Source organism: Rhizobium sp. BK098, assembly GCF_014193155.1.
Lineage (GTDB): Bacteria > Pseudomonadota > Alphaproteobacteria > Rhizobiales > Rhizobiaceae > Rhizobium.
Genome location: NZ_JACHYY010000001.1, coordinates 14,932 through 39,032 on the forward strand (window position 1 = coordinate 14,932; position 24,101 = coordinate 39,032).

A 24,101-nucleotide genomic window follows, 5' to 3' on the forward strand; every position below is an offset into this window, starting at 1 on the left:
AATGCAATGCACCGCCCGTGGAGGCACTGTTCACAAAAGACGCTATTGCCGCAGTTGGCGAGAGGCGAGCCTCAGTGCTCGGCGAGGCTGTCTTCCGGTGATTTGCGGCGGTGGCCGCTGATTTCCGAACCGGCTGTGCGCGAGAAGCTGGCGTTCCAGATGACAGCGAGAAGCGCAATGGCCGTGACGACGATGAAGGCGACGGAGAAGTCGACCATCTCCGGCTTGGCGTGACCAAGGAACTGTGTCGAGCCATGCAGCGCCAAGGCGGCGACGCAGATGCCGAGAGACAGCATCAGTTGCTGGAAGGTCGAGTAGAAACTCGTCGCAATGCTCATGCGGTCGCGCTCGATCTCGTCATAGGCAATCGTGTTGTAGGCCGTGAACTGGAACGACATGAAGAAGCCGCAGAAGAACAGGATCACGAAGATGACAGGCAGCGGCCAATCCGGCTTGAAGATGGCGCACATGCCATAGCCGAGCGTGCCGACGAGGCCGAAGATGATAAGGGCGGTGCGGAAGCCGAGCGTGCGCAGGATGCGAACCTGAAAAGGCTTCATCGCCATGGAGCCGAGAGCGGTCGCAATGGCGATCTGGCCGGCAGCGGCGGCCGAAAGACCAAAGCCGAGCTGCAGCATCAGCGGGATCAGGAAGGGATGGGCGCCCTGGCTGATGCGCGTCAGCGAACCGGCGATGACTGAGGTGCGGAATGTCGGCACCTTCATCAAGGAGAAATCCATGATCGGCGAGGGATGCTTGCGGGCATGGCGCAGATAGGCGATGCCGAAGAGCAGGCCGATAGAGATGAGGAAGACCGCGAGATAGCCTTCGCCCTCGCGGCTCGACATTTCGAAGCCGAAGAGCAGCGATCCCAGCGAAATGCCCGAGAGGATAAAGCCGGAGAGATCGAAGCGACCGGTGCGCGGGCCTTTCACCTCCTCGATGAACATCGTCACCAGGATGAAGCCGATAATGCCGATCGGCACGTTGATGTAGAAGATCCAGCGCCAGTCGAGGTAGGTCACGAACATGCCGCCGACCGGCGGGCCGAGAATGGGGCCGACGAGCGCCGGGATCAGCAGCCAGGACATGGCATTGACCATATCCTTGCGGGCGACGCTGCGCATCAGCACCAGACGACCGATCGGCAGCATCATGGCGCCGCCGAGACCTTGCAAAAGCCGTGCAAGGACAAGGAAGAACAGGTTCGGCGCTTGGGCACACAAAAGTGAACCGAGAACGAAAACCGCGATAGCGGAGCGGAAGACTGTGCGCGATCCGAAGCGATCGGCGATGGCGCCGCTGGCGGGAATGAAGATCGCGAGGCTGAGGAGATAGGATGTCAGCGAGATACTCATGGCCGGCGCGCTGACGCCGAAGTCTCTCGCCATGGTCGGAAGGGCTGTTGCGAGCACGGTCGCGTCGAGCTGTTCCATGAACATCGCGCTTGCTACGATAAGCGCTACTACACGAAAATTCGGTGCGGCCCGCCTGATGGGGGCGGCCTGAAATATCTGATCCGACATTGTCGGGGATCGCTCTCGATGGTGCGGTGGGGTCGCAAGACAGAACCGCAAGTCTGGTAACGGCGCGAAGGCCTGTTTGAACGGCGGTTTGTATACTCCTGCTTGCACGCGATTGCTATATCAGAAATCGCAAATCCCATTCATGGGATGAAAAAAATGACGCACATGCAGGGGCAAACGGCATCAAATGAACGTGAGGTGAATGAATAGGCGCGATATCGCGCCGAAATGCTCACGCTTGGTTTTTTCGCGTAAGATAATGTGCTCGTTTGGTCGGATGCCATAGGCAAAAAGACCGGTGCCAATTGGTGGTGGCACCGGTCCGAGTCGTCGTTTTCAGCAGGCACCGAGGCGATCAGTAGCCTTCGGCAAGCCCTGAGCCGGCACGGCTGTCCACGGCGCCGTTATAGCGGGCGCCACCGCCCTTGGCGATGTCGCTGAGGCTCTTGCCGCCGACAAGGATGCCGGCCGCCTGGCCCCAGATCGGCCAGCTGTTGTCCACCTGAACCGTGTAGCCCATGCCGGTCAGAAGCTTGATCGTATCGGGCGAGAGCGCGCGCGGCTCCATGTAGACCTTGTCGGGCAGCCATTGGTGATGGATGCGCGGCGCGTCGATCGCTTCCTGGATGTTCATGCCGAAATCGATGACGTTGATGATCGCTTCCAGCGTGATGGTGATGATGCGCGAGCCGCCGGGACTGCCGATCACCATGAAGGGCTTGCCATCCTTGGTGACGATCGTCGGGCTCATGGAGGAGAGCGGCGTCTTCTTTGGCTGGATGGCATTGGCCTCGCCCTGCACCAGGCCGTAAAGGTTGGGCACGCCGGGCTTGGAGGTGAAGTCATCCATCTCGTTGTTCAAGAGGATGCCAGTGCCGGGCGCAACGACGCCGGCACCGAAGGAGCCGTTCAGCGTATAGGTGACGGCGACGGCATTGCCGTCATTGTCGATGATCGAATAATGCGTTGTTTCGTGGCTTTCGCCGAGGCCCTTGGGCATCAGATCCTTGGAGATGCCAGCCTTGTAGGGCGAGATGCCGTCACGGATCTTCTGGGCATAGGCCTTATCGAGCAGCTTGCTGACGGGGTTGTCAACGAAGTCGGGATCGCCGAGCGCCGAATTGCGGTCGACATAGGCGTAGCGCATGGCTTCGACCATGTAGTGGACCGTGTCGGCCGAGGCGTAGCCGGTATAGGAGAGCGGATAGCCTTCCAGCACATTGAGGATTTCGCAGATGATGACGCCGCCGGAGGAGGGTGGCGGCGAGGAGATGATCTCGTAGCCGCGATAATTGCACTTCACGGGCTCGAGCTCGCGGACTTTGTATTGTTCGAAATCCTGGTTTGCGAGAATGCCGCCCTTATCCTGGCTTGCCTTGACGATGGCGTTGGCGACCGGCCCCTTGTAGAAGCCATCCGGTCCCTGATCGGAAATGCCGGATAGGGCATTGGCGAGATCCTGTTGCAGCAGCTTGTCGCCTGTCGCGAAGGGTTTTCCATCCGCCTTGGTGAAGATCGCCGCGGTGGCCGGATCGCGCGAAAGCCATGCCTTGCCCCCGTTCAGTTCGGCAGCATCGGCCTGGTTCAGCGTGAAGCCTTCCTTGGCATAACGAATGGCCGGCGCGATCAGATCCTGGCGGGACTTGGTGCCGTATTTCTCGCGGGCCGTCTCGAAGCCCATGACTGAGCCCGGAACGCCGACGGCGAGATAGCCGTCCGTGCTGGCGCCTTTGACGATATTGCCCTTGTCGTCGAGATACATGCCTTTAGTCGCCGCTAGGGGCGCGCGCTCGCGGAAGTCGAGGAAGGTCGTCTTGCCGTCGCGCATGCGGATGGTCATGAAGCCGCCGCCGCCGATATTACCGGCTGTGGGGTAAACGACGGCCAGCGCATAGCCGACCGCAACGGCGGCATCGACGGCATTGCCGCCATTCTTCAGCACTTCGACGCCGACATCGGTGGCGAGATGTTGAGCCGTGACCACCATGCCATGCTCCGCCTCGACCGGCGGCGGCGCGGCAGCTCTGGCGCTGACGGAAAAGAGAGCAAATGTGACCAGGGTTACCGACGAAATCGCCCGCTGGCGGAAGTGGCGCATGATGAATATGCCTCCCATTGTTATCTTGATGGAAAATCGCCAACGAATGACATGGCGTCGCGCGCGAAAATGGCGATATCCGCTGTCACAATTTTTTAATGGAGCGATCCCATCGCGGCCGGAAGCCGGCGCACTATGTCTTCCATGCACTACTATGGATAATTTCGGTCCTCCTGCCGCGCGGAAAATCGCTTCGCACTTGCAATATTTCTTTTATTAGTTGAATCTATTTTAGATTGTTGCTTGTCGAGGCGAGTATTGCGTGGAGGGTAATCATGGCCGTGACGAAGCTCGAGCAATGGAAGAGCGAGCGCAGGATCAAGACCAGGCCATTCATCGTTGGCGAAAGGACGCATGTCGTGGAAATCGAATGCGACCATTGCAGCCGACGTTTTCTTCGATGGGCATCGACGGCAGCCGCCTATTGGCGCTGTGACGATTGCACCGCAATTATTTAAGCTACCCGTTCCGGGGGTTACGCGATCAGCATGGCGCGGAAGTCGTTGACGTTCGTTCCCGTAGGGCCGGGGACGAAGAGATCTCCGATCGCGTTGAAGGCCGTCCACGCATCGTTGTTTGCCAGCATCTCAGCCGGAACCATTCCAGCCTTGCGCAGCCGTGCCACGGTGCTCGCATCTGCAAAGGCGCCGGCATTGTCCTCGCTGCCGTCAATGCCGTCCGTGTCCGCAGCCATGGCATGAATGCCGGTATGGCCGTCGATATCGATGGCCAGCGACAACAGGAACTCCGAGTTTCGCCCGCCCTTGCCTTTGCCTTTCAAGGTCACCGTGGTTTCGCCGCCTGACAGTAGCACGATCGGCTTGACGAAGGGCCGGTTGCGATGAAGCACCTCGCGGGCAATCGCGGCGTGGACATGCGCAGCTTCGCGGGCCTCGCCCTCGACGGCGTCGGAGAGGATGGCCGCTTCGATGCTGGCGGAACGCGCCACCTCAGCAGCAGCTTCCAGCGAGACACCGGCAGAGGCGATGACATGCACTTCATTGCCGGCAAAACGAGGATCGTCCGGGCGGGGCGCATCCGCTTCAATTTTCTCCATATGGGCGAGAACGGCCGGCGGCAGTTCGATGCGGTAGAGGCGGATGAGATCGAGCGCTTCGGCGCGCGTGCCGAGGCCGGGTACGGTCGGGCCGGAGGCCACGAGAGCTGGATCGTCGCCGGGAATGTCCGAGACGACGAGCGAGACGACCTTGGCGGGATGGGCTGCGGCAGCCAGCCGGCCACCCTTGACGGTCGACAGATGCTTGCGAATGACATTCATCGCCGAGATCGGCGCGCCGGAGGCGAGCAGCGCCTTGTTGACCGCGATTTCGTCCGCAAGGCCCAGGCCGTCCGCTGGCGAGGGAAGCAGCGCCGAGCCGCCGCCTGATATCAGTGCGATCACCAGATCGTCCTCCGTCAGGCCCTCGACAAGTTTCAGAAGCCGACGGGAAGCGACGAGGCCTGCTTCGTCCGGCACCGGATGGGCGGCTTCGATGATCTCGATCCGGCGGCAGGGGGCGGAAAAACCGTATCGCGTCACGACAAGGCCTTGCAGTGGGCCATCCCAGCATTGTTCCAGCGCGGCCGCCATTTGGGCAGATCCTTTGCCGGCGCCGATAACGATCGTGCGGCCCTTCGGTTTGGCCGGCATATGCGTGCGAATGCCGGTTAACGGATCTGCTGCACGAACCGCGGCATCGAACAGCGAGGTCAGGAAGGCGCGGGGATTGGTAACGGTCATATCGAACTGCCTGTCTTGCGATGAGCTTGTAACCATTTGGTGGCTTAACTGGCTGGAAGACGCAAGGGGTGGGAACTGCAATTGTGTACTGCGCGATGAATCCCTATGTAGAAGGAAAGGGTTTCCCGCTTTTATTTCAAGGATTTTCGATATGGCCGAACTGAAAGTGAAGACGAGGCAGACGGGCGCAACCGCTACGGTCGGCCGCACCGGCTTTCCGCATGTGACGTCGGTGACGGGCGGTGAAATCGACATCGTCACTTCACCATCGCAGCCGGGTTTCAATCCGCTTGATCTGCTCTATTCGTCGCTCTCGGCCTGCCTGGTCTTGAGCGCCCGCATGGCAGCCAGCAGCCTCGGCGTGCTCGACAAGCTCACGGAAGTGACTGCTGTCGTGACAGGGGAAAAGGCGGCGGAGGGCCTTTCTCGCGTGGAGAAATTCAACATCGCCTTCACCATCAAGGGCGATTTCAGTGATGAGGTGCGTAATGCGATCGCGCATGCGGCCGAAGATGAAATCTGCACCGTGAGCAACACTATCCGCGGCAATCCGCAGTTTTCGACAACGATTTCGGGGTAGGATGCAAGCCCCTCATCCGCCCTGTCGGGCACCTTCTCCCCGTTTTGACTGGGAGAAGGGGAAAGCGGCACCTGCTGCCCATCCCTAGCGATTTGCTTAGGCGAGGATACAGAGGTCGTCCCCTCTCCCCGCTAGCGGGGAGAGGGCTAGGGTGAGGGGTACTTCACTGCTTCGCCTGAAACTCAAACCCCTCAAGGTAAGGCCCAAGCTCCGGGTCGATATCCACCTTCACGGCATTGTTGTAGATCGCCGTCGCGATCATGATGCCGGCGAAGGCGACCAGGTTGGCGAGCGTCGGCTCGTCATAGCGGGCTTTTAGCCGCGCCCAGACGTCTTCAGGAATCGCGTTGGAATCCCTGACGATCGCCTTGCCGAATTCGATCAGCAGCGCCTCGTCGTCTGTCGGCACAATCGTTTCCGGCGTCAAGCCGGCATTGATCAGCGCACGCCGGAAGAAACCGACCGGGATGATCGAGCGGCATTCGAGTGCGATGGCATGGCAAAGGAGCCAGACGGCGCGATCGTCCAGCTCAGGGCGTAGCTCTTCGCGTAGAGGAAACCATTCCGCATAGATGCGATGCGCGACCGGCGAGTGCAGCAATGTCCGCTTCATATTCGTCATGCGGCCGCGCAGTTGCACTTCGCGATCATGCTCGGTGCGCACGGCCTCGGAAGCGGTCTCATAGTCGATCGGCGTGATATGACTCATATCAGTCTCTTATCGCGGGCTGTTACTGCGCTGCCGCAGCCGGTTTCGTGAAGAAGCGATTTTCCGGGCGCGGCAGGCCGAGGTGTTCGCGCAAGGTCGTGCCTTCGTAATCGCAGCGGAAGATGCCGCGGCGCTGCAGCTCTGGAACGACGCGGGTCGTCACGTCAAGCAGGCCTTGCGGCAGGAAGGGGAAGACGACGTTGAAGCCGTCAGAGCCTTCTTCGTGCAGCCACTGCTCCATCTCGTCAGCGATGCTCTGAGGTGTGCCGACAAAGGCGAGGCCGGCATAGCCGCCGAGGCGCTGGGCAAGCTGGCGCACGGTGAGCTTTTCGGTTTCGGCAAGCGCGATGACGCGCTCGCGGCCGCTCTTGCTGGCATTGGTCTCCGGAATCTCCGGTAGCGGGCCATCGGGATCAAACTTGGAAGCGTCATGCCCCAACGCGATCGACAGGGATGCGATGGCGCTATCGTAATGGACGAGGCTATCGAGCTTAGCCCGCTTGGCCTTTGCTTCCTCGATCGTGTCGCCCACAACGATGAAGGCGGCGGGCAGGACCTTCAGATGATCCGGATTGCGGCCGATCGCCTTCATCCGTCCCTTGATATCGGCGAAGATCGACTTGCCGTCCGCCAGGTTGCGCGGCGCGGCGAAGACCGCCTCGGCCGTTTCTGCGGCAAGCTGGCGACCGGCATCCGATTGCCCGGCTTGGACGATGACGGGCCAGCCCTGCGGCGGTCGCGCGATGTTAAGAGGCCCGCGGACGCTCAGTTCCTCGCCCTTGTGCCCGAGGACATGCATCCGCTCGGGATCGAAGAAGATGCCGCTTTCGGGATCGCGGAGAAAGGCATCGTCGGCGAAGCTGTCCCAGAGGCCGGTTACGACATCATAGAATTCGCGGGCGCGATGATAGCGCTCGCCATGTTCCATATGTTCTTCGAGGCCGAAATTAAGCGCGGCATCGGGATTGGATGTGGTGACGATGTTCCAGCCCGCACGGCCGCCGCTGATGTGATCGAGCGAGGCGAAGCGACGGGCGATATGATAGGGCAGGTCGAAGGTGGTCGACGCCGTGGCGACGAGGCCGATCCGGTCGGTGACGGCGGCCAGCGCCGAAAGCAGGGTGAAGGGCTCGAAGGAGGTGACAGTCTGGCTGCGCTTCAGGGCCTCGATCGGCATGTTGAGGACCGCCAGGTGATCGGCCATGAAGAAGGCATCGAACTTCGCCTTTTCCAGTTCCTGCGCGAAGCTCTTGATATGCTGGAAATTGAAGTTGGCGTCCGGATAGGCGCCGGGATAACGCCAGGCACCGGTATGCAAGCTGACGGGACGCATGAAGGCCCCGAGCTTCAATTGCTTCTGTTCGGTCATCGGCTCTCTCTCGAAAATCGTCGGGCTATCATGAAGTAGCGACGGCATTGCCCGTAGAGTAATGCACTACGACGTAGGCGTGCCGGCCGCGCATTCAAAGAGCCGATTTCATTTATTTGATCGCTTTCGCGGAATATTCATCCGGCTTGAGATTCCACACTGTTTTGTCCGGCGAAAACCTTGGCCAACCAATCTATGAAGACACGAACTCTCGGTGAAAGCTGGCGGCTGCGCGGATAGAGCATGGAAACAGGCGTTCGTGTTGGCGGATATTCTTGCAGGATGTGAAGCAGCTCACCCGATTGCAGCGCTTCCTCTGCGTGATAGCGCGGAACCTGGATCAGGCCGAGGCCGAGCTTGGCGGCGGAGAAATAGCTTTCGGCCGCATTGACGGAAATGGTCGACGGCAAGGTGATCTCGCGTACGGTGTTGTCGATCTGGAATTCCAGCGGCAGCAGCCCGCCCGTTGCGGACGAACGGAAACCGACCATGCGATGCCCGTCGAGCCCGTCCGGATGGGCTGGCATGCCGAACCGTTCGACATAGGCGGGCGCTGCAAGCGTCACCTCCGCCAGCATCGCGACGCGCCGGCCGATCATGTCGCTATCCTGCAGCGCACCGACGCGCAGCACGCAGTCGATCCCTTCTCGGATCAGATCGACGAACCGGTCGCCCTCGGTGATCTGCAGTTCGATATCGGGATAGGTTTCGAGGAAGGAAGGCAAGTTCGGCAGGACGAAGTGCCGCGCCAGCGTTCCGTGCACGTCGACGCGCAGAACGCCCTTTGGCTTGGCGCCGGCAAAGGCGCCTTCGGCATCCTCGATATCGGAGAGGATACGCAGGCAGCGCTGATAATAGGCTTCGCCGTCGAGCGTCGGGCTTACATGCCGCGTCGTGCGCTGCAGCAGGCGCACGCCGAGACGCGCCTCGAGCTGTTTGATCGCGTCCGTCACCGTCGAGCGGGGCAGGCCGGTGTCTTCGGCAGCCAGCGTGAAGCTGCGCCGTTCCACGACCCGGCAAAACACCCGCATGGCATCGAATCTGTCCATATTATTTGTTCGCTGATTTCGGATAGTGATGCCGATTAATGGTCGATTATCCGCCTCATGAAAAGAGGCATCTTCTCCTCATCGAAACGCGCTACGGCGCAAAGCAACGAAGGATGAGGAAAATGAGCAGCAATTCTAACAAGGTAGCAATCGTCACCGGCGCATCGCGCGGCATCGGTGCCGCCATTGCAGAGCGTTTGGCCGAAGACGGCCTCACTGTTGTCATCAACTATTCCGGCAGCGAAGCAGCCGCCGAAGAACTCGCTCGCAAGATCGAGGAAAAGGGCGGCAAGGCGCTGACCGCCAAAGCCGATGTTTCTGATGCCGAGGCTGTGCGCCGCATGTTCGATGCGGCGGAAACTGCCTTCGGCGGTGTCGATGTCCTCGTCAACAATGCTGGCATCATGCAACTGGCCAAGATCGCCGATGCCGACGACGCGCATTTCGACCGCCATATCGCCATCAACCTCAAGGGCACGTTCAATTCGCTGCGCGAAGCCGGCAGGCGCCTGCGTGACGGCGGGCGTATCGTCAATTTCTCGACCAGCATCGTCGGCCTCAAGCTGGAAACCTACGGCGTCTATGCCGCGACGAAGGCGGCGGTCGAGCTTCTGACCGGCATCATGGCGAAGGAGCTGCGCGGGCGCTCGATAACGGTCAATGCCGTCGCACCCGGCCCGACGGCCACCGATCTCTTTTTGAACGGCAAGAGCGACGAGCTCATCGATCGCATGGCCAAGATGAACCCGCTGGAGCGCTTGGGCACTCCGCGGGATATCGCCGCCGCCGTTTCCTTCCTCGTCGGCCCGGACGGCGGCTGGATCAACGGCCAGACGCTACGCGCCAATGGCGGCATGATCTGAGCCAACTTGGCGGCAGGGCAATTCCTGCCGCTCTCCAATTCATCGTCAACAACAGCCAATCCTCTGAAGGAACAGGATCATGAGCAAGCAAGTCATCGTAATCACTGGCGCATCGAGCGGCTTCGGGGCTCTGACGGCACGCGCTCTCGCCAAGGCAGGCCATACGGTCTATGCCGGCATCCGCGAAACCAAGGGGCGTAATGCGGCGCAGGTCGAGGCAGCGGCGGCTTTCGCCAAGGAGAACGGCGTCGATCTCAGAACCGTCGAACTCGATGTTGCGTCGGATGCTTCTGTCGAAGCCGGTATTGCCGCCGTCATCGCCGAGCAAGGCCGTATCGATACCATCATCCACAATGCGGGCCACATGTCGTTCGGCCCGGCAGAAGCCTTCACGCCCGAACAGTTCGCCGAACTCTACGACATCAACGTGCTTAGCACCCAGCGCGTCAATCGAGCCGTGCTGCCTCACATGCGCAGGCAAGGAAAGGGGCTGGTCGTTTGGGTTTCCTCATCCAGCACGCGGGGCGGCACGCCGCCCTATCTCTCGCCTTATTTCGCAGCCAAGGCGGCCATGGATTCGCTTGCCGTTTCCTATGCGTCGGAGCTGACACGCTGGGGCATCGAGACCGCTATCATCGTGCCGGGTGCCTTCACGAAAGGCACCAACCATTTTGCCCATTCCGGCTCGCCGGCTGACAAGGCTCGTGCCGCCGAATACGACAATGGTCCCTATGCAGGTGTTCCCGATCAGGCACTGAAGGGGCTCGCCTCGCTGGAGCCGGCCGACGCAGATGCAGCCTCGGTTGCGACCGCGATCGTCGATCTGATCGACATGCCGTTTGGCACACGCCCGTTCCGCACCCATATAGACCCCTCGGAAGATGGTGCGGAAATCGTCAATGGCGTTGCCGATCGGGTGAGGGCAGAACTCTTCCGGCGCATCGGCTTGGAGGATTTGCTGAGGCCTGTCGTCAAGAGCTGAGACCGCATTGCCATCTCCCAGTGTCAAATCGCCGCTTCTGTGCCACAGGAGCGGCGATGACTGACGTGCATCGAAACTATTTTGTGCAGGACGGCATTCCAAGCCTTAGAGTTTCGTACTAAAGCGAATCCTTCAGAGGGTCGGGAGATATCCATGGACGCGAAGGACATTGGCGAAATTGCCAGCTGGCTCATGCAGGCCGGCCTCAAGGGAATGACGGAAGTCGATATCCTCTCGGGTTTCTGCGAGCAGTGCCGTCAGCATGGTCTCAACATCGATCGGGCCATGGCGCTGATGGATACGCTGCATCCGGTCTATGAAGGGCGCGCCTTCCGCTGGGACGGCAATCAGATCATCGAGCGCGAGTTCGAATATGGCCCGACGCAACAGGGGATCGCCTCTGAAAACTGGCAGCGTTCCGCCTTCTATCATATGCTGACCACGGGCGGAGACGAGGTGCGCCGGCGCATCGGCTTCGGCGACCCGACCGATTTCTACGGGCTCGATACGCTACTGGCCGACGGTCACACCGACTATATCGCCATGATCCACCGTTTCGAAGAGGGCGGCACGATAGGCGAGATGGATTGCTTCTATTCCAACTTTGCCACCGCGCATGAGGTTGGCTTTCCGGAGGAAGATTTGCGCGTGCTGCGCAAGCTGACGCCCGCGCTGGCTTTGGCGATCAAATGTACCGGCATGAGCCGCATCGCCCGCACCATTGCCGAAGTCTATCTCGGCGAGGATGCCGCCCGGCATGTGCTTGAGGGCAAGATTACCCGCGGCAAGACCGAGCGGATTTCGGCGGCACTCTGGTTTTCCGATCTCGCCAACTACACGCGCATTTCCGATACGGCCGAACCGGATGAAATCATCCCGATGCTGAATGCCTATGCTGACGCGGTCATCTCCTCGATCCATGAGGCGGGCGGCAACGTGCTGAAGCTGATCGGCGATGGCACGCTGGCGATCTTCAAGGCTCGTAATTCCGCCGATGCCTGCGCTGCCGCCCTGATGGCGGAATCGCTGCTGCGCCAGCGGCTGCGCGACCTCAACTCGCAGCGGCAGATCGAGGGCCGGCCGGTGACGGACGTCTATCTCGGCCTGCATATCGGCGATGTCTTCTACGGGAATATCGGCAGCATGGACCGGCTGGATTTCACGGTGATCGGGCCGGCCGTCAACGAGGTCAGTCGCATCGCTTCGATGTGCCGATCGGCCGACCGCAATGTCCTGATGTCGTCGAATTTCGTCGAGGCGCTGTCAGGCCTGCAGAGCAACGATCTCGTTTCCGTCGGCCGCTATGCGCTGCGTGGCGTCAACCGGCCGCAGGAATTGTTCACGCTGCTCTCTTCGGCGGCCTGACCCGTCTGCGGTGACTGCTTTCAGCGACGGCCGGCCGCAAACATCGGGCCGCCCTTACTGGCCGGAAAGCCATAGCCATTGATCATGACGAGATCGATATCGCTGGCGCGCGCGGCAACGCCTTCCAAAAGCAACGCCTCGCCTTCGTCAACCATGGCTTTCAGCAGGCGGCTGACGATCTCTTCTGGGGTGAAGCTCTTCGGCACAATGGCTTTTTCGGTGCGCGCGGCTTCGATCATGGCCGTTACCTCAGGATCAACAGTCCGTTTGCCATCGCGGTAGGCATACCAGCCGCGGCCCGTCTTCTGGCCGAAGCGTCCCGCTTCGCAGAGCCGGTCGGCGATGACGACGTAGCGCTCTGAGGGATCGCGTGTCGCGGCCTGCCGCTTGCGGCGCGCCCAGGCGATTTCCAAACCCGCCATGTCGAACACGGCAAAAGGCCCCATCGGAAAGCCGTAGACCTCCAGTGCTGCGTCGATTTCCTGCGGCGAAGCGCCATCCTCGACCATGTATTCTGCTTCGCGGCGATAGGCGGAAAAGATGCGGTTGCCGATGAAGCCTTCGGTGACGCCCGACACCACAGGCAGCTTGCCGAGCCGTTTTGCCAGGGCAATGGCTGTCACCAGAACATCCGGCGCCGTCTGCTTGCAATTCACCACCTCCAGGAGCCGCATGATATTGGCGGGCGAGAAGAAGTGCAGCCCGACAATCCGCTCTGGCCGTTGCGTTGCGGCGGCGATCACGTCGGGGTCGAGATAGCTCGTATTGGTGGCAAGAATCGCGTCGTCGCGAACGATCGTATCGAGGTGCTGGAACAGCTCGGTCTTGACTGTGAGATCGTCGAAGACAGCTTCGATGACGAGATCGGCCTGCACCAGCAGCTGCATGTCGGCGGTGACGATCAGCCGACCGAGTCGATCTTCTCGCCCCGCAGCATCGAGGCGGCCGGATTGCACGGCCTTGTCGAGGAGGCCGGTGATGCGCTCGCGTCCCTTTTCCGCGACCTCGGCACTCTGCTCGACGCCGATGACCCGGTAGCCGCCATTGAGGGCGGAGACGGCAATGCCCGAGCCCATCAGGCCGGTGCCGACGATGCCGATGGTTTCGATCTTGCGCGGAGCGACGGCCTCCAGTCCCTCGACCTTGCCCGCGGCGCGCTCGGCGAAGAAGACATGACGCAGGGCTGCGGCCTCTTCGCTGTCGCGGAGGGCAATAAATGTGCGGCGCTCCTCGGCCAGTCCTTCTGATAAAGAGACGGTCGCCGCCAGGCGCACGAGGCGGATGGCTTCGGCCGGTGCACGCTGGCCGCGCGCCTTGCGCAATGCGTCCGATGCCGCCTTGTCGATCACATCTGTAGCTTCCGGAGGAACCGTCAGCGATCCCGTGCGGCGCAACGATGCGGCGTTGGTCATCTTGGCTTCGGCGATAGCTTCGGCGATCAGTTCGCCCTTGATCACGCCATCGATGATGCCCAGTGTCAACGCTTCGGCGGCGGATACGATGCGGCCATTGGCGATCATATCGATGGCAGCGGCGATGCCTGTCAGGCGCGGCAGGCGCTGCGTACCGCCGGCGCCGGGTACGATGCCGAGCTTGACTTCTGGGAGGCCGAGTTTCGCGGTCGGCGCGGCAAGGCGACGATGGCAGGCGAGCGCCACTTCCAGCCCGCCGCCCAGCGCAACACCGTTGATCGCGGCGACAACGGGTTTCGGAGAGGATTCGATGCGGGAGATGACATCAGGTAGATGCGGCTCGACCGGCGGTTTGCCGAATTCCTTGATATCGGCGCCGCCGATGAAGCTGGCGCCCGCCCCGGTCAACACGACGCCGGCGACTGTGTCATCTTTCTCGGCACGATCCAAAGCGGCCATCAGGCCGGCCCGGACATCGGCTGATAATGCGTTGACCGGTGCATTGTCGATGGTGACGACGAGGATCCCGTCGGCCAGCGCCGCCGAGATGGTGTCCGAAAAGCGCAATGCCGACATGAGCTGCTACTCCGTGCGATATTATTCTGGAATGACGGCGGTCGCCTGGATCTCGATCTTCGCGCGATCCTCGACGAGGGCGACGACCTGCACGGCGGCCATGGCCGGGAAGTGCCGGCCGATGATCTCGCGATAGGCCTGACCGATCCCTTTCAGATTGCCGAGATATTCCTGCTTGTTAGTGAAATACCAGGTCATCGATGTGATGTGCTTCGGCTCGGCGCCACCCTCGGCAAGGATGGCGACGACATTCTTCAGCGTCTGGCGCACCTGCTCGACGAAATCGTCGCTTTCGAATTCGCAGGCGGCATTCCAGCCGACCTGGCCGCCGACGAACACCATGCGGCCCGTCGCCGCCATGCCATTGGCATAGCCGATTGGCTTGGCCCAGCCCTCAGGTTGCAGGATGGTGTGCATTGGTCGTCTCCAGATGAGAGGTGAGTGCGGCACGGAGATCATCCGGCCATTCAATGGATCTATGCGTATCGAGCGAGGTGGCGACGACGCGGTGCCTGGCCGTCCATAGCACATGGCCGTTCGCCGAGACCTGATGTTCGAGATCGAGCGAGGAGCGGCCGACAACATGGACTGAAAGCACGAATTCGAGATCGTCACCCTGCAGGCCCGGCTTGATGAAGGTCAGATCGAGCCGCACGGTGGGGACACCGATGCGGCGGTCGTCGATCAATTTTCGCCAGGAAAAGCCGATCGAGGCGAAATAGTCTTCCAGCACTCCGACGAGGATGTTCAGGTACGAGGGGAAATAGGCGATCCCGGAGGGATCGCAATCTCCGAAGCGCAGGGGTCTGGTGGTTCTAAATGCCACGGCCGGCCTCAGTTCGAAAAGGCGGCGATGCCGGTGATGGCGCGGCCGAGGATGAGGGCGTGGATGTCGTGGGTGCCCTCATAGGTGTTGACCACTTCGAGGTTGACGAGATGGCGGGCGATGCCGAATTCGTCCGAGATGCCGTTACCACCCAGCATGTCGCGGGCAGCGCGAGCGATGTCCAACGCCTTGCCGCAGCTGTTGCGCTTGAGGATGGAGGTGAGTTCGACGGGCGGATGGCCTTCTTCCTTCATGCGGCCAAGCCGCAGGCAGCCCTGCAGGCCGAGCGTGATCTCGGTCACCATGTCGGCAAGCTTCTTCTGGATCAGCTGGTTGGCGGCAAGCGGACGGCCGAACTGCTTGCGGTCGAGCACATATTGCCGCGCCTTGGCATAGCAATCCTCGGCAGCACCGAGCGCACCCCAGGCAATGCCGAAGCGAGCGGAGTTGAGGCAGGTAAACGGACCCTTCAAGCCGGAAACGTTCGGCAGCAGGTTTTCTTCCGGCACGAAAACATTCTCCATGACCACTTCGCCCGTTATGGACGCGCGCAGGCCAACCTTGCCGTGGATGGCCGGCGCCGACAGGCCCTTCCAGCCCTTTTCGAGGATGAAGCCGCGGATGAGGCCATCCTCGGTCTTGGCCCAGACGACGAAGACATCGGCGATCGGCGCGTTCGAAATCCAGGTCTTGGCGCCGGTGAGGCTGTAGCCGCCATCGACCTTCTTTGCACGTGTGACCATCGAGCCGGGATCGGAGCCGTGGTTCGGTTCGGTGAGGCCAAAGCAGCCGATCCATTCGCCGGTTGCAAGCTTCGGCAGATATTTCTGCTTCTGCGCTTCCGACCCGAAGGTTTCGATCGGCACCATGACCAAGGAAGACTGAACACTCATCATCGAGCGATAGCCGCTATCGACACGCTCGACTTCGCGGGCGATGAGACCATAGGCAACGTAGCTCAGGCCAGCGCCGCCATATTCCGGCGAGATTGTCGAGCCGAGCAGGCCGAGCTCACCCATTTCGCGGAAGATCGCCGGATCGGTTTTTTCGTGGCGGAAGGCTTCCAGCACGCGGGGCGCGAGCTTTTCCTGCGCGTAGGAATGCGCGGTATCCAACACCATGCGTTCGTCGTCGCTCAGCTGCTCCGTCAGCCGGAACGGGTCGGCCCAGTCGAAAATCTCGCGGCTCATGTGCATATCTCCCATTGGAGCGGTTCAGTTTTACAGAGCGACTGAACCGCTCAATTTGTTTGTTCTACGCAATTCCGGACGGAAAACCGTTTCACACTTTTCCTGGAATTGCTCTATGCCTTCAAAAGTTCGCGCGCGACGATGAGTTTCTGAACTTCTGTCGCACCTTCATAGATGCGAAGCGCGCGGATCTCCCGATAGAGTTTTTCCGTTATCTCGCCCGATTTCACGCCGCGCCCGCCAAAGAGCTGAACGGCGCGGTCGATGACGCTCTGCGCGGTTTCCGTCGCCGTCATCTTCGCCATGGCCGCCTCGCGCGTCGTCGGCAACCGCTGCACGTCGCGGCGCCAAGCCGCCCGATAGGTGAGCAGTGCCGCCGCGTCGATGCCGGTCGCCATATCGCCGAGGGCGGCCTGCGTCAACTGAAGGTCGGCAAGAGTGGCACCGAACATCGGGCGCGACCGCGCGTGGGCAAGCGATTCATCGAGCGCGCGGCGGGCAAAGCCGAGGCCGGCAGCCGCCACCGAGGCGCGGAAAATATCGAGCGTGCGCATGGCGATCTTGAAGCCTTCGCCCGGTGCGCCGAGGCGGCGCGAAGCAGGAATGCGGCAATTGTCGAAACGGATCGACGCCAGCGGATGCGGCGCGATCACCTCGATGCGTTCGGCAATCGAGAAGCCGGGATCGTCGGCAAAGACGATGAAGGCCGAGATGCCGCGTGTTCCCGGCGCTTCGCCGGTGCGCGCGAAGACGGTGTAGACGTCGGCTATGCCGCCATTGGAAATCCAGGTCTTCTCACCGTCGAGAACATAGTGGTCACCATCGGAACGGGCAGCGCAGCTCATGGCGGCCACATCGGAGCCGGCGTCCTTTTCCGATAGCGCGAAGGCGGCGAGCCAGTCACCCGAGCGCACCTTGGGCAACACGGCGGCCCGCAATTCGGGCGAGCCAGAGAGGCCGATGGCGCCGGTGCCGAGCCCCTGCATGGCAAAGGCGAAATCGGCAAGGCCGTCATGCCAGGCCAGCGTTTCGCGGGCGAGGCAGACCATGCGGGAATCGATCAGCGGTTCGCTGTCGGAAGATCCAGTGGCGGCGGTGAGAAGCCCGGCTTCGCCCAGCGCCTTGACCAGCTTCCGGCATGCGCCATCGACATCGGCGTGATCGATGGAAGCAATGACGCTGGACTTTGCGAAGGCATCGACCTCGGCGGCAAACCGGTGGTGGCGATCTTCGAAGAAGGGCCAATCCAGATGGTCGCGGGTCGGGCCGGGGAGGCTGCTTGCCGTGGACATGGCCTCAATCCCCCTGGAATTCCGGCCGGCGCTTGGCGGCGAAGGCTTCGAAGGCGCGGCGGAAATCCTGCGTCGCCATGCAGATCGCCTGCGCCTGCGCTTCGGATTCGATCATTTCGTCGATGCCCATCGCCCATTCCTGGTTCAGCATGGTCTTGGTCATGCCATGAGCGAACCAGGGCCCGCCGGCAAGCGAACGGGCGAGCTTAACCGCTTCGCTCTCGAGGTCGGCGCTCGCGTGCAGTCCGTTATAGAAGCCCCAGGCCTGTCCTTCCGCTGCCGTCATCGAGCGGCCGGTAAAGAGAAGCTCGGCGGCACGGCCCTGGCCGACAATGCGGGGCAGGATGCCGCAAGCACCCATATCCGCACCGGCGAGGCCGACACGGGTGAAGAGGAAGGCGGTCTTTGCCTCGGGCGTCGCGAGCCGCAGATCGGAGGCCATGGCGAGGATGGCGCCAGCGCCGGCGCAGATGCCATCGACTGCCGAGATGATCGGCTGCGGGCACTTGCGCATTGCCTTGACGAGATCGCCCGTCATGCGCGTAAAGGCCAGAAGCTCGGGCATTGCCATGCGGGTCAGCGGCTCGATGATCTCGAAGACATCACCGCCGGAGGAGAAATTGCCGCCGGCGCCGGTCAGCACGATGGCGCGGATATCGGACGCATAGACGAGATCGCGGAAGAGATCGCGCAGTTCGGCATAGCTATCGAAGGTCAGCGGATTCTTACGTTCCGGGCGGTTGAGGCGGATGGTGGCGACGCGGCCATCTTCACTGACATCCCAGAGGAAGTGCTCAGGCTTGTAATCCTTGAAGGGCTTCAAATGCCCCTTCATCGTCATGTCCCGATCGTTCATCCCTCAAATCTCCCCACCGGCAACCGCAATTGCCTGTCCATTGATCGATGCCGCGGCCGGCGAGGCCAGCCATAGCACGGTATCGGCGACCTCTTCCGGCTTGACGAGGCGCCCCTGCGGATTGGATTTCGTGAATTCGGCAAGCGCCTGTTCGGCCGTGCGCCCGGTCTTGGCGACGATCGTCTCTATCGAGCGCTGGATGATCGGCGTATCGGTGAAGCCGGGGCAGACGGCGTTGACGGTGATACCGGTTTTCGCCAGTTCCAGCGCCAGCGAGCGGGTGAGGCCGACGACGCCATGCTTGGCGGCCACGTAAGCCGAGACGTAAGCGTAACCCTTCAGGCCGGCCGTCGAGGCGATGTTGATGATGCGTGCGCCGTGGCCACGAGCCTTTAGGTCGGGAAGGGCAGCCTGCGTCACCACGAAAAAGCCCGTGAGGTCGACCGACAGGACATGGTTCCATGCCTCGAGGCTCGTTTTCTCGAAAGGCGCGCTCGGCGCTTCCCCGGCATTGTTGACGAGGATATCGATCGGGCCGAACTTCTCACGCACCTTGGCAAGGCCCTGGGCAACGGCGTCGAGGCTGGTGACATCGAAGCCATCGACGACAAAAGCGTGCACGCCAACCTCGGCGGCAACCGCTTCCAGCGGCTCGCGGCGGCGACCGGCGAGACTGACGCGCGCACCCTCGGCGGCAAGCGCCTTGGCGATCGCGGCACCTATGCCGCTGCCGGCCCCGGTGACGAGGGCGTGACGGCCGCTGAGTTTGCCCGAAGTCGTCATATCTTCCTCACTTAGCCGGTGCTGCCGTGGCTGCGCGGGCAAGGTTGGTTTCATATTGCGTCTTGCCGGAAAGATATTGCTTCGGCCAGGGAATGGAAGTCAGCCCGATCTTGGCGGCTTCGTGCAGTGACCAGGCGGGGTCCGCCAGATGCGGGCGGGCAATGGCGCAAAGATCGGCGCGGCCCGCCGCAATGATAGAATTGGCGTGATCGGCCTCGGAGATTGCACCGACGGCGATCGTCGGGATGCCGATCTCATTGCGGATCTTGTCGGAGAAGGGCGTCTGGAACAGGCGGCCGTAAACCGGCTTTTCCTGTTTCGATACCTGGCCTGAGGAGCAGTCGATCAGGTCGGCGCCGGCTTCCTTGAACATGCGCGCGAAGATGGCCGCATCTTCCGGTGTGTTACCGCCGTCAGTCCAGTCATGGCAGGAGAGGCGGATCGAGATCGGCTTGCCCGCCGGCCAGATCGCGCGCATTGCACTGAATATCTCCAGGGGATAGCGGGCGCGGTTTTCATGGCTGCCGCCATACTCGTCGTCGCGCAGATTGGTCAGCGGCGACAGGAAACTCGACAGCAGATAGCCGTGGGCGCAATGGAGTTCCAGCCAATCGGCGCCGGTCTCGACCGCCAGTTCGGTCGAGCGGACGAAGTCGGCCTTGACGCGATCCATATCGGCGCGATCCATGGTCTTCGGCACCTGGCTGTTCTTGAGATAGGGAACTGCGGACGCCGAAATCAGCGGCCATTCGCCCTCTGGTAGCGGCTGGTCGATCCCTTCCCAGGCGAGCTTCGTCGCGCCCTTGCGGCCGGCATGGCCGAGCTGGATGCCGACTTTAGCGGCGCTGCTCGTATGGACGAAATCGACGAGCCGCTTCCATTGCGCGGCCTGCTCTTCGTTCCAGAGGCCCAGGCAGCCGGGGGTGATGCGCGCATCCGAGGTGACGCAGGTCATCTCTGCAAAGATCAGGCCAGCGCCGCCAAGCGCGCGCGAGCCGAGATGGACGATATGGAAATCGTTCATCACGCCGTCTTCAGCCGAGTACATGGCCATCGGCGAGACCACGATACGGTTGACGAGCTGGACCTCGCGCAGACGATAGGGCGTGAACATCGGCGGCAGGCAGCGGTCGTTACCGACCTCAAGGCCGGATTTTTCGGCAAACCAGCGCTCATAGCCTTCAAGCCAGGTCTTGTCGCGCAATCGAAGATTTTCGTGGCTGATGCGCTGGGAGCGCGTCAACATCGAATACATGAATTGCGGCGGCTCGAGCGTATCGGCATAGCGGCGGCCGACGACTTCGAACCATTCCATCGCATTGCGGGCGGCGTTCTGGATGCGGGCGACGTCGACGCGGCGGATTTCTTCATAGGTCTCAAGGACTGCCGGAATCTTGTCCTTCTCGTGCCCATGGATCTGGAACTGACGGGTCAGCTCGATGGCATCGTCAATGGCAAGCTTGGTGCCCGAGCCGATCGCGAAATGCGCGGTATGGGCGGCATCACCCATCAGCACGACATGAGAGTTGCCGTTGAAATGGCTCCATTTGCCGCAGATCAGGCGGTTGAAATTCAGCCAGGCCGAGCCGCGGATGTGGCGGGCATTGGTCATCAGCGAAGCGCCTTCGAGCACTTCGGAAAACAGGTTTTCGCAGAAGGCGATGGAGCCGTCCTGATCCATCTTGTCAAGGCCGTGGGCGAGATAGGCCTCTTCCGTCGTCTCGACGATGAAGGTCGAGGTCTTGTCGTCGAACTTGTAGATATGCGCCTGGAACCAGCCGTGATCGGTGCGGCGGAAATCGAAGGTGAAGGCGTCGAAAAGCTTGTTGGTGCCGAGCCAGATATAGCGGTTCGGCCGGGTGATCATATCCGGCTGGAAGACCTCCGGATAATGGTTGCGAATGCGCGAATTGAGGCCGTCCGAGCCGACGACCAGATCGGCATCCGGATAGTCGAGATCGGAATTGACGTCCGTTTCGAAGATAAGCTCCACGCCGAGCGCCTCGCAGCGGCGCTGCAGGATGTTCAAAAGCTTCTTGCGGCCGATACCGACGAAGCCGTGGCCCGAGGTGCGTTGGCGCGTCCCCTTGAACAGGACCTCGATATCGTCCCAATGGTTGAAGGCGTCCTCGATTTCGGCGGCACTTTCCGGGTCCCATTCCCGCATCGAAACCATGGTCGCATCGGAAAAGACAACACCCCAGCCGAAAGTATCATAGGGGCGGTTGCGCTCGACGACGCGGATGGAGTGCTCGGGATGGAGCTTCTTCATCAGAAGCGCGAAGTAGAGCCCTGCGGGGCCGCCGCCGATACAGACGATGCGCATCGCTTTTCCCTCCTCGTCAGACCGAAGCCGACCTCAAAATCATTTAAACTTAAAATATCTTGTCGATGCCATTCGTCAAGGCTTTTCCTGTTCGGATTTGCGGAGGGCTGATGGTCACAACATCGTGAAAATTGAGAATTTTCTTTCTAAATCAATGGGAATTTAAAAATAGTTTATGCTTAAAATTTCTTGCTTGAACATTGCGGGCTTCGGTGCGATCTTTTTTAGCAATGCCACATGCGCCGCGGGGAAACGGCTGTCGTGGCGATTTGATCGAGAAGAATGCGGGAGCAAGGCGATGCTGGGACCAACCGGTCATACCGATACATTCACGCGAGACAATCTGCCGCCTTTCGACGAATGGCCCGAGCTACGGATGGAGGGTTTCGACTATCCGGAATGGCTGAATGCCGGCTTCGAGCTGAGTGACCGGATGGTTGAGAAGGGTTTCGCCGATCACGTTGCCCTGATCGGCAACGGCCGCCGCCGCACCTACAAGGAGCTGGCGGACTGGACCAACCGCATCGCGCACGCGCTCGTCGAGAACTTCGGCGTCAAGCCCGGCAATCGCGTTCTCATCCGCTCCGGCAACAATCCCGCCATGATCGCCTGCTGGCTGGCGGTGACGAAGGTCGGCGCTGTTGCCGTCAATACCATGCCGATGCTGCGGGCAGGCGAGCTTTCGAAGATCATCGACAAGGCGGAAATCTCATTCGCGCTGTGCGATACAAGACTGCTGGAAGAGCTTGTCGCGGCGGCCAAGGACAGCCAGTTTTTGAAACAGGTTGTCGGCTTCGACGGCACCGCCAACCACGATGCGGAACTCGACCGCATTGCGCTCAACAAGCCCGTTCGCTTCGAGCCGGTGAAGACCGGGCGGGATGATGTGGCGCTGCTCGGTTTCACCTCCGGATCGACGGGCGTGCCCAAGGCGACCATGCATTTCCATCGCGATATCCTGATTATCGCCGATGCCTATGCCAAGGAAGTGCTGCAGGTGACGCCGGATGACGTCTTCATCGGCTCGCCACCGATTGCCTTCACCTTCGGACTCGGAGGTCTGGTCATCTTCCCCTTGCGCTTCGGCGCATCGACGGCGCTGCTGGAAAACGCTTCGCCGAAGAACATGGTCGAGATCATCCAGGAATATGGAGCGACCGTCAGCTTCACCGCACCGACGGCCTATCGTGCCATGCTGGCGGCGATGGAGGAGGGGGCGGATCTGTCTTCGCTTCGCATTGCCGTTTCCGCCGGTGAGACGCTGCCGGGGCCGATTTTCGAGGAATGGACGCGCAAGACCGGCAAGCCGATCCTCGACGGCATCGGCTCGACCGAGATGCTGCATATCTTCATCTCCAATCATCTCTCCGACGCCAAGCCGAATTGCACGGGCAAGCCGCTGAAGGGCTATGAGGCCCGTGTCGTCGATGACGGGATGAACGAGGTTCCGCGCGGGACCATCGGCAAACTCGTCGTTCGCGGGCCGATCGGCTGCCGCTATCTCGCCGACCACAGGCAGGCCGATTACGTGCGAGATGGCTGGAACCTGACGGGCGACAGCTTCATTCAGGATGAGGACGGCTATTTCCATTTCGCCGCCCGTTCCGACGACATCATTCTTTCGGCCGGTTACAATATTGCCGGGCCGGAAGTCGAGGCAGCCCTTCTTTCGCATGCCGACGTGCTCGAATGCGCTGTGATCGGCAAACCGGACGAGGAACGGGGTTATATCGTGCAGGCGCATGTCGTGCTGGTGCCTGGGGTCACAGGGTCGGATCTACTGGCTAAGGCGCTGCAGGATCACGTCAAGGCCGTCATCGCGCCTTATAAATATCCGCGCTCCATCGTCTTCGTCGACGCTTTGCCAAAGACAGAATCCGGCAAGATACAGCGCTTCCGCCTGCGGAACTAGGAATGCCGCAAGGCGAACGTCATGACGCGTTGATTTATTTGCCCGGATCTTTCGGGCTCCACAGCACGGTTTCGGCGTCCTTTTCGTAAGCCATGCCCTTGGGGTAGCTGATAGCCTCGAACTGCAGGCCCCAGGGTGCCTGGAAATAGAGGATCGAGTGGCCAGCTGCTGGACCGTCTGTAATGTGCAATGGCCCGAAGCGCGTCGCAACGTTTCTGCTGTCTAGATAAGCTTTTGCGGCGTCGATATCGTCGACATAAAGCGAGATGTGAAACGCGCCGATATCGCTGTTCTTCTGCTTGAGGTCCCGCTGATCGGGCGCCGAATATTCGAACAGTTCGATGTTCGATCCGAAACCGCATCGCACCTGGGTTATCTGCTTGATTTCAGCCTTGGGATCGACACCAAGCAAATCGGTCATGAATGTGCCCGTATCATCGGCAAACGGGCCGAACGACATAACGACCTCGCAGCCGAGCACGTTTTCGAAGAAATCGACCGCCTGCTTCATATCCGGCACCGTCAGTCCTGTATGGTCGTGGCCACGAAGACCGGGCAAGCCCGTGGTTTTTGTTGCTGCTGAAACAGGATCCGTCATAGGATCTTTCCTTTCCATATGCCGATGTTGTTGCAGTCTCGCTAACAC

At 61.1% G+C, this 24,101-nt stretch carries 21 protein-coding genes; 6 read left to right on the top strand and 15 right to left on the bottom strand.

Going from position 1 to position 24,101, the window contains the following annotated elements; genetic code table 11:
* Positions 1–71: 71 nt before the first annotated feature.
* A complete protein-coding gene (locus FHT73_RS00100; protein WP_183709150.1) occupies positions 72–1,526 on the bottom strand; it encodes an MFS transporter in 1,455 nt (484 codons plus the stop codon).
* 355 nt (positions 1,527–1,881) lie between these two features.
* Complete coding sequence (gene ggt / locus FHT73_RS00105; protein ID WP_183709152.1) at positions 1,882–3,624, bottom strand: gamma-glutamyltransferase; 1,743 nt, start codon at positions 3,622–3,624, stop codon at positions 1,882–1,884.
* A gap of 275 nt (positions 3,625–3,899) precedes the next feature.
* Between ggt and FHT73_RS00110 the strand changes: the two genes are divergently transcribed.
* A complete protein-coding gene (locus tag FHT73_RS00110; protein ID WP_112334997.1) occupies positions 3,900–4,082 on the top strand; it encodes a hypothetical protein in 183 nt (60 codons plus the stop codon).
* A 17-nt stretch (positions 4,083–4,099) separates the two neighbouring features.
* Here FHT73_RS00110 and FHT73_RS00115 read toward each other — a convergent pair whose 3' ends face one another.
* Positions 4,100–5,365, bottom strand: a complete 1,266-nt coding sequence (locus FHT73_RS00115; RefSeq protein ID WP_183709154.1) for a glycerate kinase — start codon at positions 5,363–5,365, stop codon at positions 4,100–4,102.
* Positions 5,366–5,516: 151 nt separating this feature from the next.
* Here FHT73_RS00115 and FHT73_RS00120 point away from each other — a divergent pair, with 151 nt between their 5' ends.
* Complete coding sequence (locus FHT73_RS00120; protein WP_112334995.1) at positions 5,517–5,945, top strand: OsmC family protein; 429 nt, start codon at positions 5,517–5,519, stop codon at positions 5,943–5,945.
* Between the two features lie 163 nt (positions 5,946–6,108).
* On the opposite strand, the gene FHT73_RS00125 is transcribed toward FHT73_RS00120, so the two are convergent.
* From FHT73_RS00125 to FHT73_RS00135, 3 genes are all read right to left on the bottom strand, one after another.
* Positions 6,109–6,654, bottom strand: coding sequence for a hypothetical protein (locus FHT73_RS00125; protein WP_183709156.1), 546 nt, complete (start codon positions 6,652–6,654; stop codon positions 6,109–6,111).
* A 22-nt stretch (positions 6,655–6,676) separates the two neighbouring features.
* Positions 6,677–8,023: an LLM class flavin-dependent oxidoreductase gene (locus tag FHT73_RS00130; RefSeq protein WP_183709158.1), complete on the bottom strand. Its 1,347-nt coding sequence runs from the start codon at positions 8,021–8,023 to the stop codon at positions 6,677–6,679.
* 137 nt (positions 8,024–8,160) lie between these two features.
* Entirely contained in the window at positions 8,161–9,072 is a 912-nt protein-coding gene (locus tag FHT73_RS00135; RefSeq protein WP_183709160.1) for a LysR family transcriptional regulator, read from the bottom strand.
* 122 nt (positions 9,073–9,194) lie between these two features.
* Here FHT73_RS00135 and FHT73_RS00140 point away from each other — a divergent pair, with 122 nt between their 5' ends.
* The 3 genes from FHT73_RS00140 to FHT73_RS00150 all read left to right on the top strand — a co-directional run bounded on the left by FHT73_RS00140 (position 9,195) and on the right by FHT73_RS00150 (position 12,282).
* Positions 9,195–9,935: an SDR family oxidoreductase gene (locus FHT73_RS00140; protein WP_183709162.1), complete on the top strand. Its 741-nt coding sequence runs from the start codon at positions 9,195–9,197 to the stop codon at positions 9,933–9,935.
* A gap of 79 nt (positions 9,936–10,014) precedes the next feature.
* Positions 10,015–10,917 carry an SDR family oxidoreductase gene (locus FHT73_RS00145; protein WP_183709164.1) on the top strand — a complete coding sequence of 301 codons (903 nt, stop codon included), beginning with the start codon at positions 10,015–10,017 and terminating at the stop codon, positions 10,915–10,917.
* A gap of 153 nt (positions 10,918–11,070) precedes the next feature.
* Positions 11,071–12,282, top strand: a complete 1,212-nt coding sequence (locus FHT73_RS00150) for an adenylate/guanylate cyclase domain-containing protein (protein WP_183709166.1) — start codon at positions 11,071–11,073, stop codon at positions 12,280–12,282.
* Between the two features lie 20 nt (positions 12,283–12,302).
* Here FHT73_RS00150 and FHT73_RS00155 read toward each other — a convergent pair whose 3' ends face one another.
* The 8 genes from FHT73_RS00155 to FHT73_RS00190 form a co-directional block, all read right to left on the bottom strand.
* Complete coding sequence (locus FHT73_RS00155) at positions 12,303–14,270, bottom strand: 3-hydroxyacyl-CoA dehydrogenase NAD-binding domain-containing protein (protein WP_183709168.1); 1,968 nt, start codon at positions 14,268–14,270, stop codon at positions 12,303–12,305.
* Positions 14,271–14,291: 21 nt separating this feature from the next.
* Positions 14,292–14,687 carry a RidA family protein gene (locus FHT73_RS00160; RefSeq protein WP_183709170.1) on the bottom strand — a complete coding sequence of 132 codons (396 nt, stop codon included), beginning with the start codon at positions 14,685–14,687 and terminating at the stop codon, positions 14,292–14,294.
* The gene (locus FHT73_RS00165) at positions 14,665–15,096 is read right to left on the bottom strand and encodes a thioesterase family protein (protein WP_183709172.1); all 432 of its coding nucleotides are present in this window, start codon (positions 15,094–15,096) and stop codon (positions 14,665–14,667) included. The genes FHT73_RS00160 and FHT73_RS00165 overlap by 23 nt, the downstream gene beginning before the upstream one ends.
* An 8-nt stretch (positions 15,097–15,104) precedes the next feature.
* Complete coding sequence (locus FHT73_RS00170) at positions 15,105–16,292, bottom strand: acyl-CoA dehydrogenase (RefSeq protein WP_183710101.1); 1,188 nt, start codon at positions 16,290–16,292, stop codon at positions 15,105–15,107.
* 107 nt (positions 16,293–16,399) lie between these two features.
* On the bottom strand, positions 16,400–17,578 hold the full coding sequence (locus tag FHT73_RS00175; RefSeq protein WP_183709174.1) for an acyl-CoA dehydrogenase family protein: 1,179 nt from the start codon (positions 17,576–17,578) through the stop codon (positions 16,400–16,402).
* Positions 17,579–17,582: 4 nt separating this feature from the next.
* A complete protein-coding gene (locus tag FHT73_RS00180) occupies positions 17,583–18,434 on the bottom strand; it encodes an enoyl-CoA hydratase family protein (RefSeq protein ID WP_183709176.1) in 852 nt (283 codons plus the stop codon).
* Between the two features lie 3 nt (positions 18,435–18,437).
* Positions 18,438–19,217 (bottom strand): SDR family NAD(P)-dependent oxidoreductase, encoded by a 780-nt coding sequence (locus tag FHT73_RS00185; RefSeq protein ID WP_183709178.1) that lies wholly within the window; start codon positions 19,215–19,217, stop codon positions 18,438–18,440.
* Positions 19,218–19,224: 7 nt separating this feature from the next.
* On the bottom strand, positions 19,225–21,543 hold the full coding sequence (locus FHT73_RS00190; RefSeq protein ID WP_112604366.1) for a bifunctional salicylyl-CoA 5-hydroxylase/oxidoreductase: 2,319 nt from the start codon (positions 21,541–21,543) through the stop codon (positions 19,225–19,227).
* 298 nt (positions 21,544–21,841) lie between these two features.
* Here FHT73_RS00190 and FHT73_RS00195 point away from each other — a divergent pair, with 298 nt between their 5' ends.
* Positions 21,842–23,455, top strand: a complete 1,614-nt coding sequence (locus FHT73_RS00195) for an AMP-binding protein (protein WP_112604368.1) — start codon at positions 21,842–21,844, stop codon at positions 23,453–23,455.
* A gap of 34 nt (positions 23,456–23,489) precedes the next feature.
* On the opposite strand, the gene FHT73_RS00200 is transcribed toward FHT73_RS00195, so the two are convergent.
* The gene (locus FHT73_RS00200; protein ID WP_183709180.1) at positions 23,490–24,053 is read right to left on the bottom strand and encodes a VOC family protein; all 564 of its coding nucleotides are present in this window, start codon (positions 24,051–24,053) and stop codon (positions 23,490–23,492) included.
* Between the last annotated feature and the right edge of the window lie 48 nt (positions 24,054–24,101).

Coding starts and splice junctions, on each gene's coding strand:
- FHT73_RS00175 (WP_183709174.1), bottom strand. CDS start 17,578: ATGTCCACGGCAAGCAGCCTCCCCGGCCCGACCCGCGACCATCTGGAT.
- FHT73_RS00160 (WP_183709170.1), bottom strand. CDS start 14,687: ATGCACACCATCCTGCAACCTGAGGGCTGGGCCAAGCCAATCGGCTAT.
- ggt (WP_183709152.1), bottom strand. CDS start 3,624: ATGCGCCACTTCCGCCAGCGGGCGATTTCGTCGGTAACCCTGGTCACA.
- FHT73_RS00180 (WP_183709176.1), bottom strand. CDS start 18,434: ATGAACGATCGGGACATGACGATGAAGGGGCATTTGAAGCCCTTCAAG.
- FHT73_RS00120 (WP_112334995.1), top strand. CDS start 5,517: ATGGCCGAACTGAAAGTGAAGACGAGGCAGACGGGCGCAACCGCTACG.
- FHT73_RS00200 (WP_183709180.1), bottom strand. CDS start 24,053: ATGACGGATCCTGTTTCAGCAGCAACAAAAACCACGGGCTTGCCCGGT.
- FHT73_RS00100 (WP_183709150.1), bottom strand. CDS start 1,526: ATGTCGGATCAGATATTTCAGGCCGCCCCCATCAGGCGGGCCGCACCG.
- FHT73_RS00150 (WP_183709166.1), top strand. CDS start 11,071: ATGGACGCGAAGGACATTGGCGAAATTGCCAGCTGGCTCATGCAGGCC.
- FHT73_RS00185 (WP_183709178.1), bottom strand. CDS start 19,217: ATGACGACTTCGGGCAAACTCAGCGGCCGTCACGCCCTCGTCACCGGG.
- FHT73_RS00155 (WP_183709168.1), bottom strand. CDS start 14,270: ATGTCGGCATTGCGCTTTTCGGACACCATCTCGGCGGCGCTGGCCGAC.
- FHT73_RS00195 (WP_112604368.1), top strand. CDS start 21,842: ATGCTGGGACCAACCGGTCATACCGATACATTCACGCGAGACAATCTG.
- FHT73_RS00135 (WP_183709160.1), bottom strand. CDS start 9,072: ATGGACAGATTCGATGCCATGCGGGTGTTTTGCCGGGTCGTGGAACGG.
- FHT73_RS00110 (WP_112334997.1), top strand. CDS start 3,900: ATGGCCGTGACGAAGCTCGAGCAATGGAAGAGCGAGCGCAGGATCAAG.
- FHT73_RS00115 (WP_183709154.1), bottom strand. CDS start 5,365: ATGACCGTTACCAATCCCCGCGCCTTCCTGACCTCGCTGTTCGATGCC.
- FHT73_RS00170 (WP_183710101.1), bottom strand. CDS start 16,292: ATGCACATGAGCCGCGAGATTTTCGACTGGGCCGACCCGTTCCGGCTG.
- FHT73_RS00140 (WP_183709162.1), top strand. CDS start 9,195: ATGAGCAGCAATTCTAACAAGGTAGCAATCGTCACCGGCGCATCGCGC.
- FHT73_RS00145 (WP_183709164.1), top strand. CDS start 10,015: ATGAGCAAGCAAGTCATCGTAATCACTGGCGCATCGAGCGGCTTCGGG.
- FHT73_RS00130 (WP_183709158.1), bottom strand. CDS start 8,023: ATGACCGAACAGAAGCAATTGAAGCTCGGGGCCTTCATGCGTCCCGTC.
- FHT73_RS00125 (WP_183709156.1), bottom strand. CDS start 6,654: ATGAGTCATATCACGCCGATCGACTATGAGACCGCTTCCGAGGCCGTG.
- FHT73_RS00190 (WP_112604366.1), bottom strand. CDS start 21,543: ATGCGCATCGTCTGTATCGGCGGCGGCCCCGCAGGGCTCTACTTCGCG.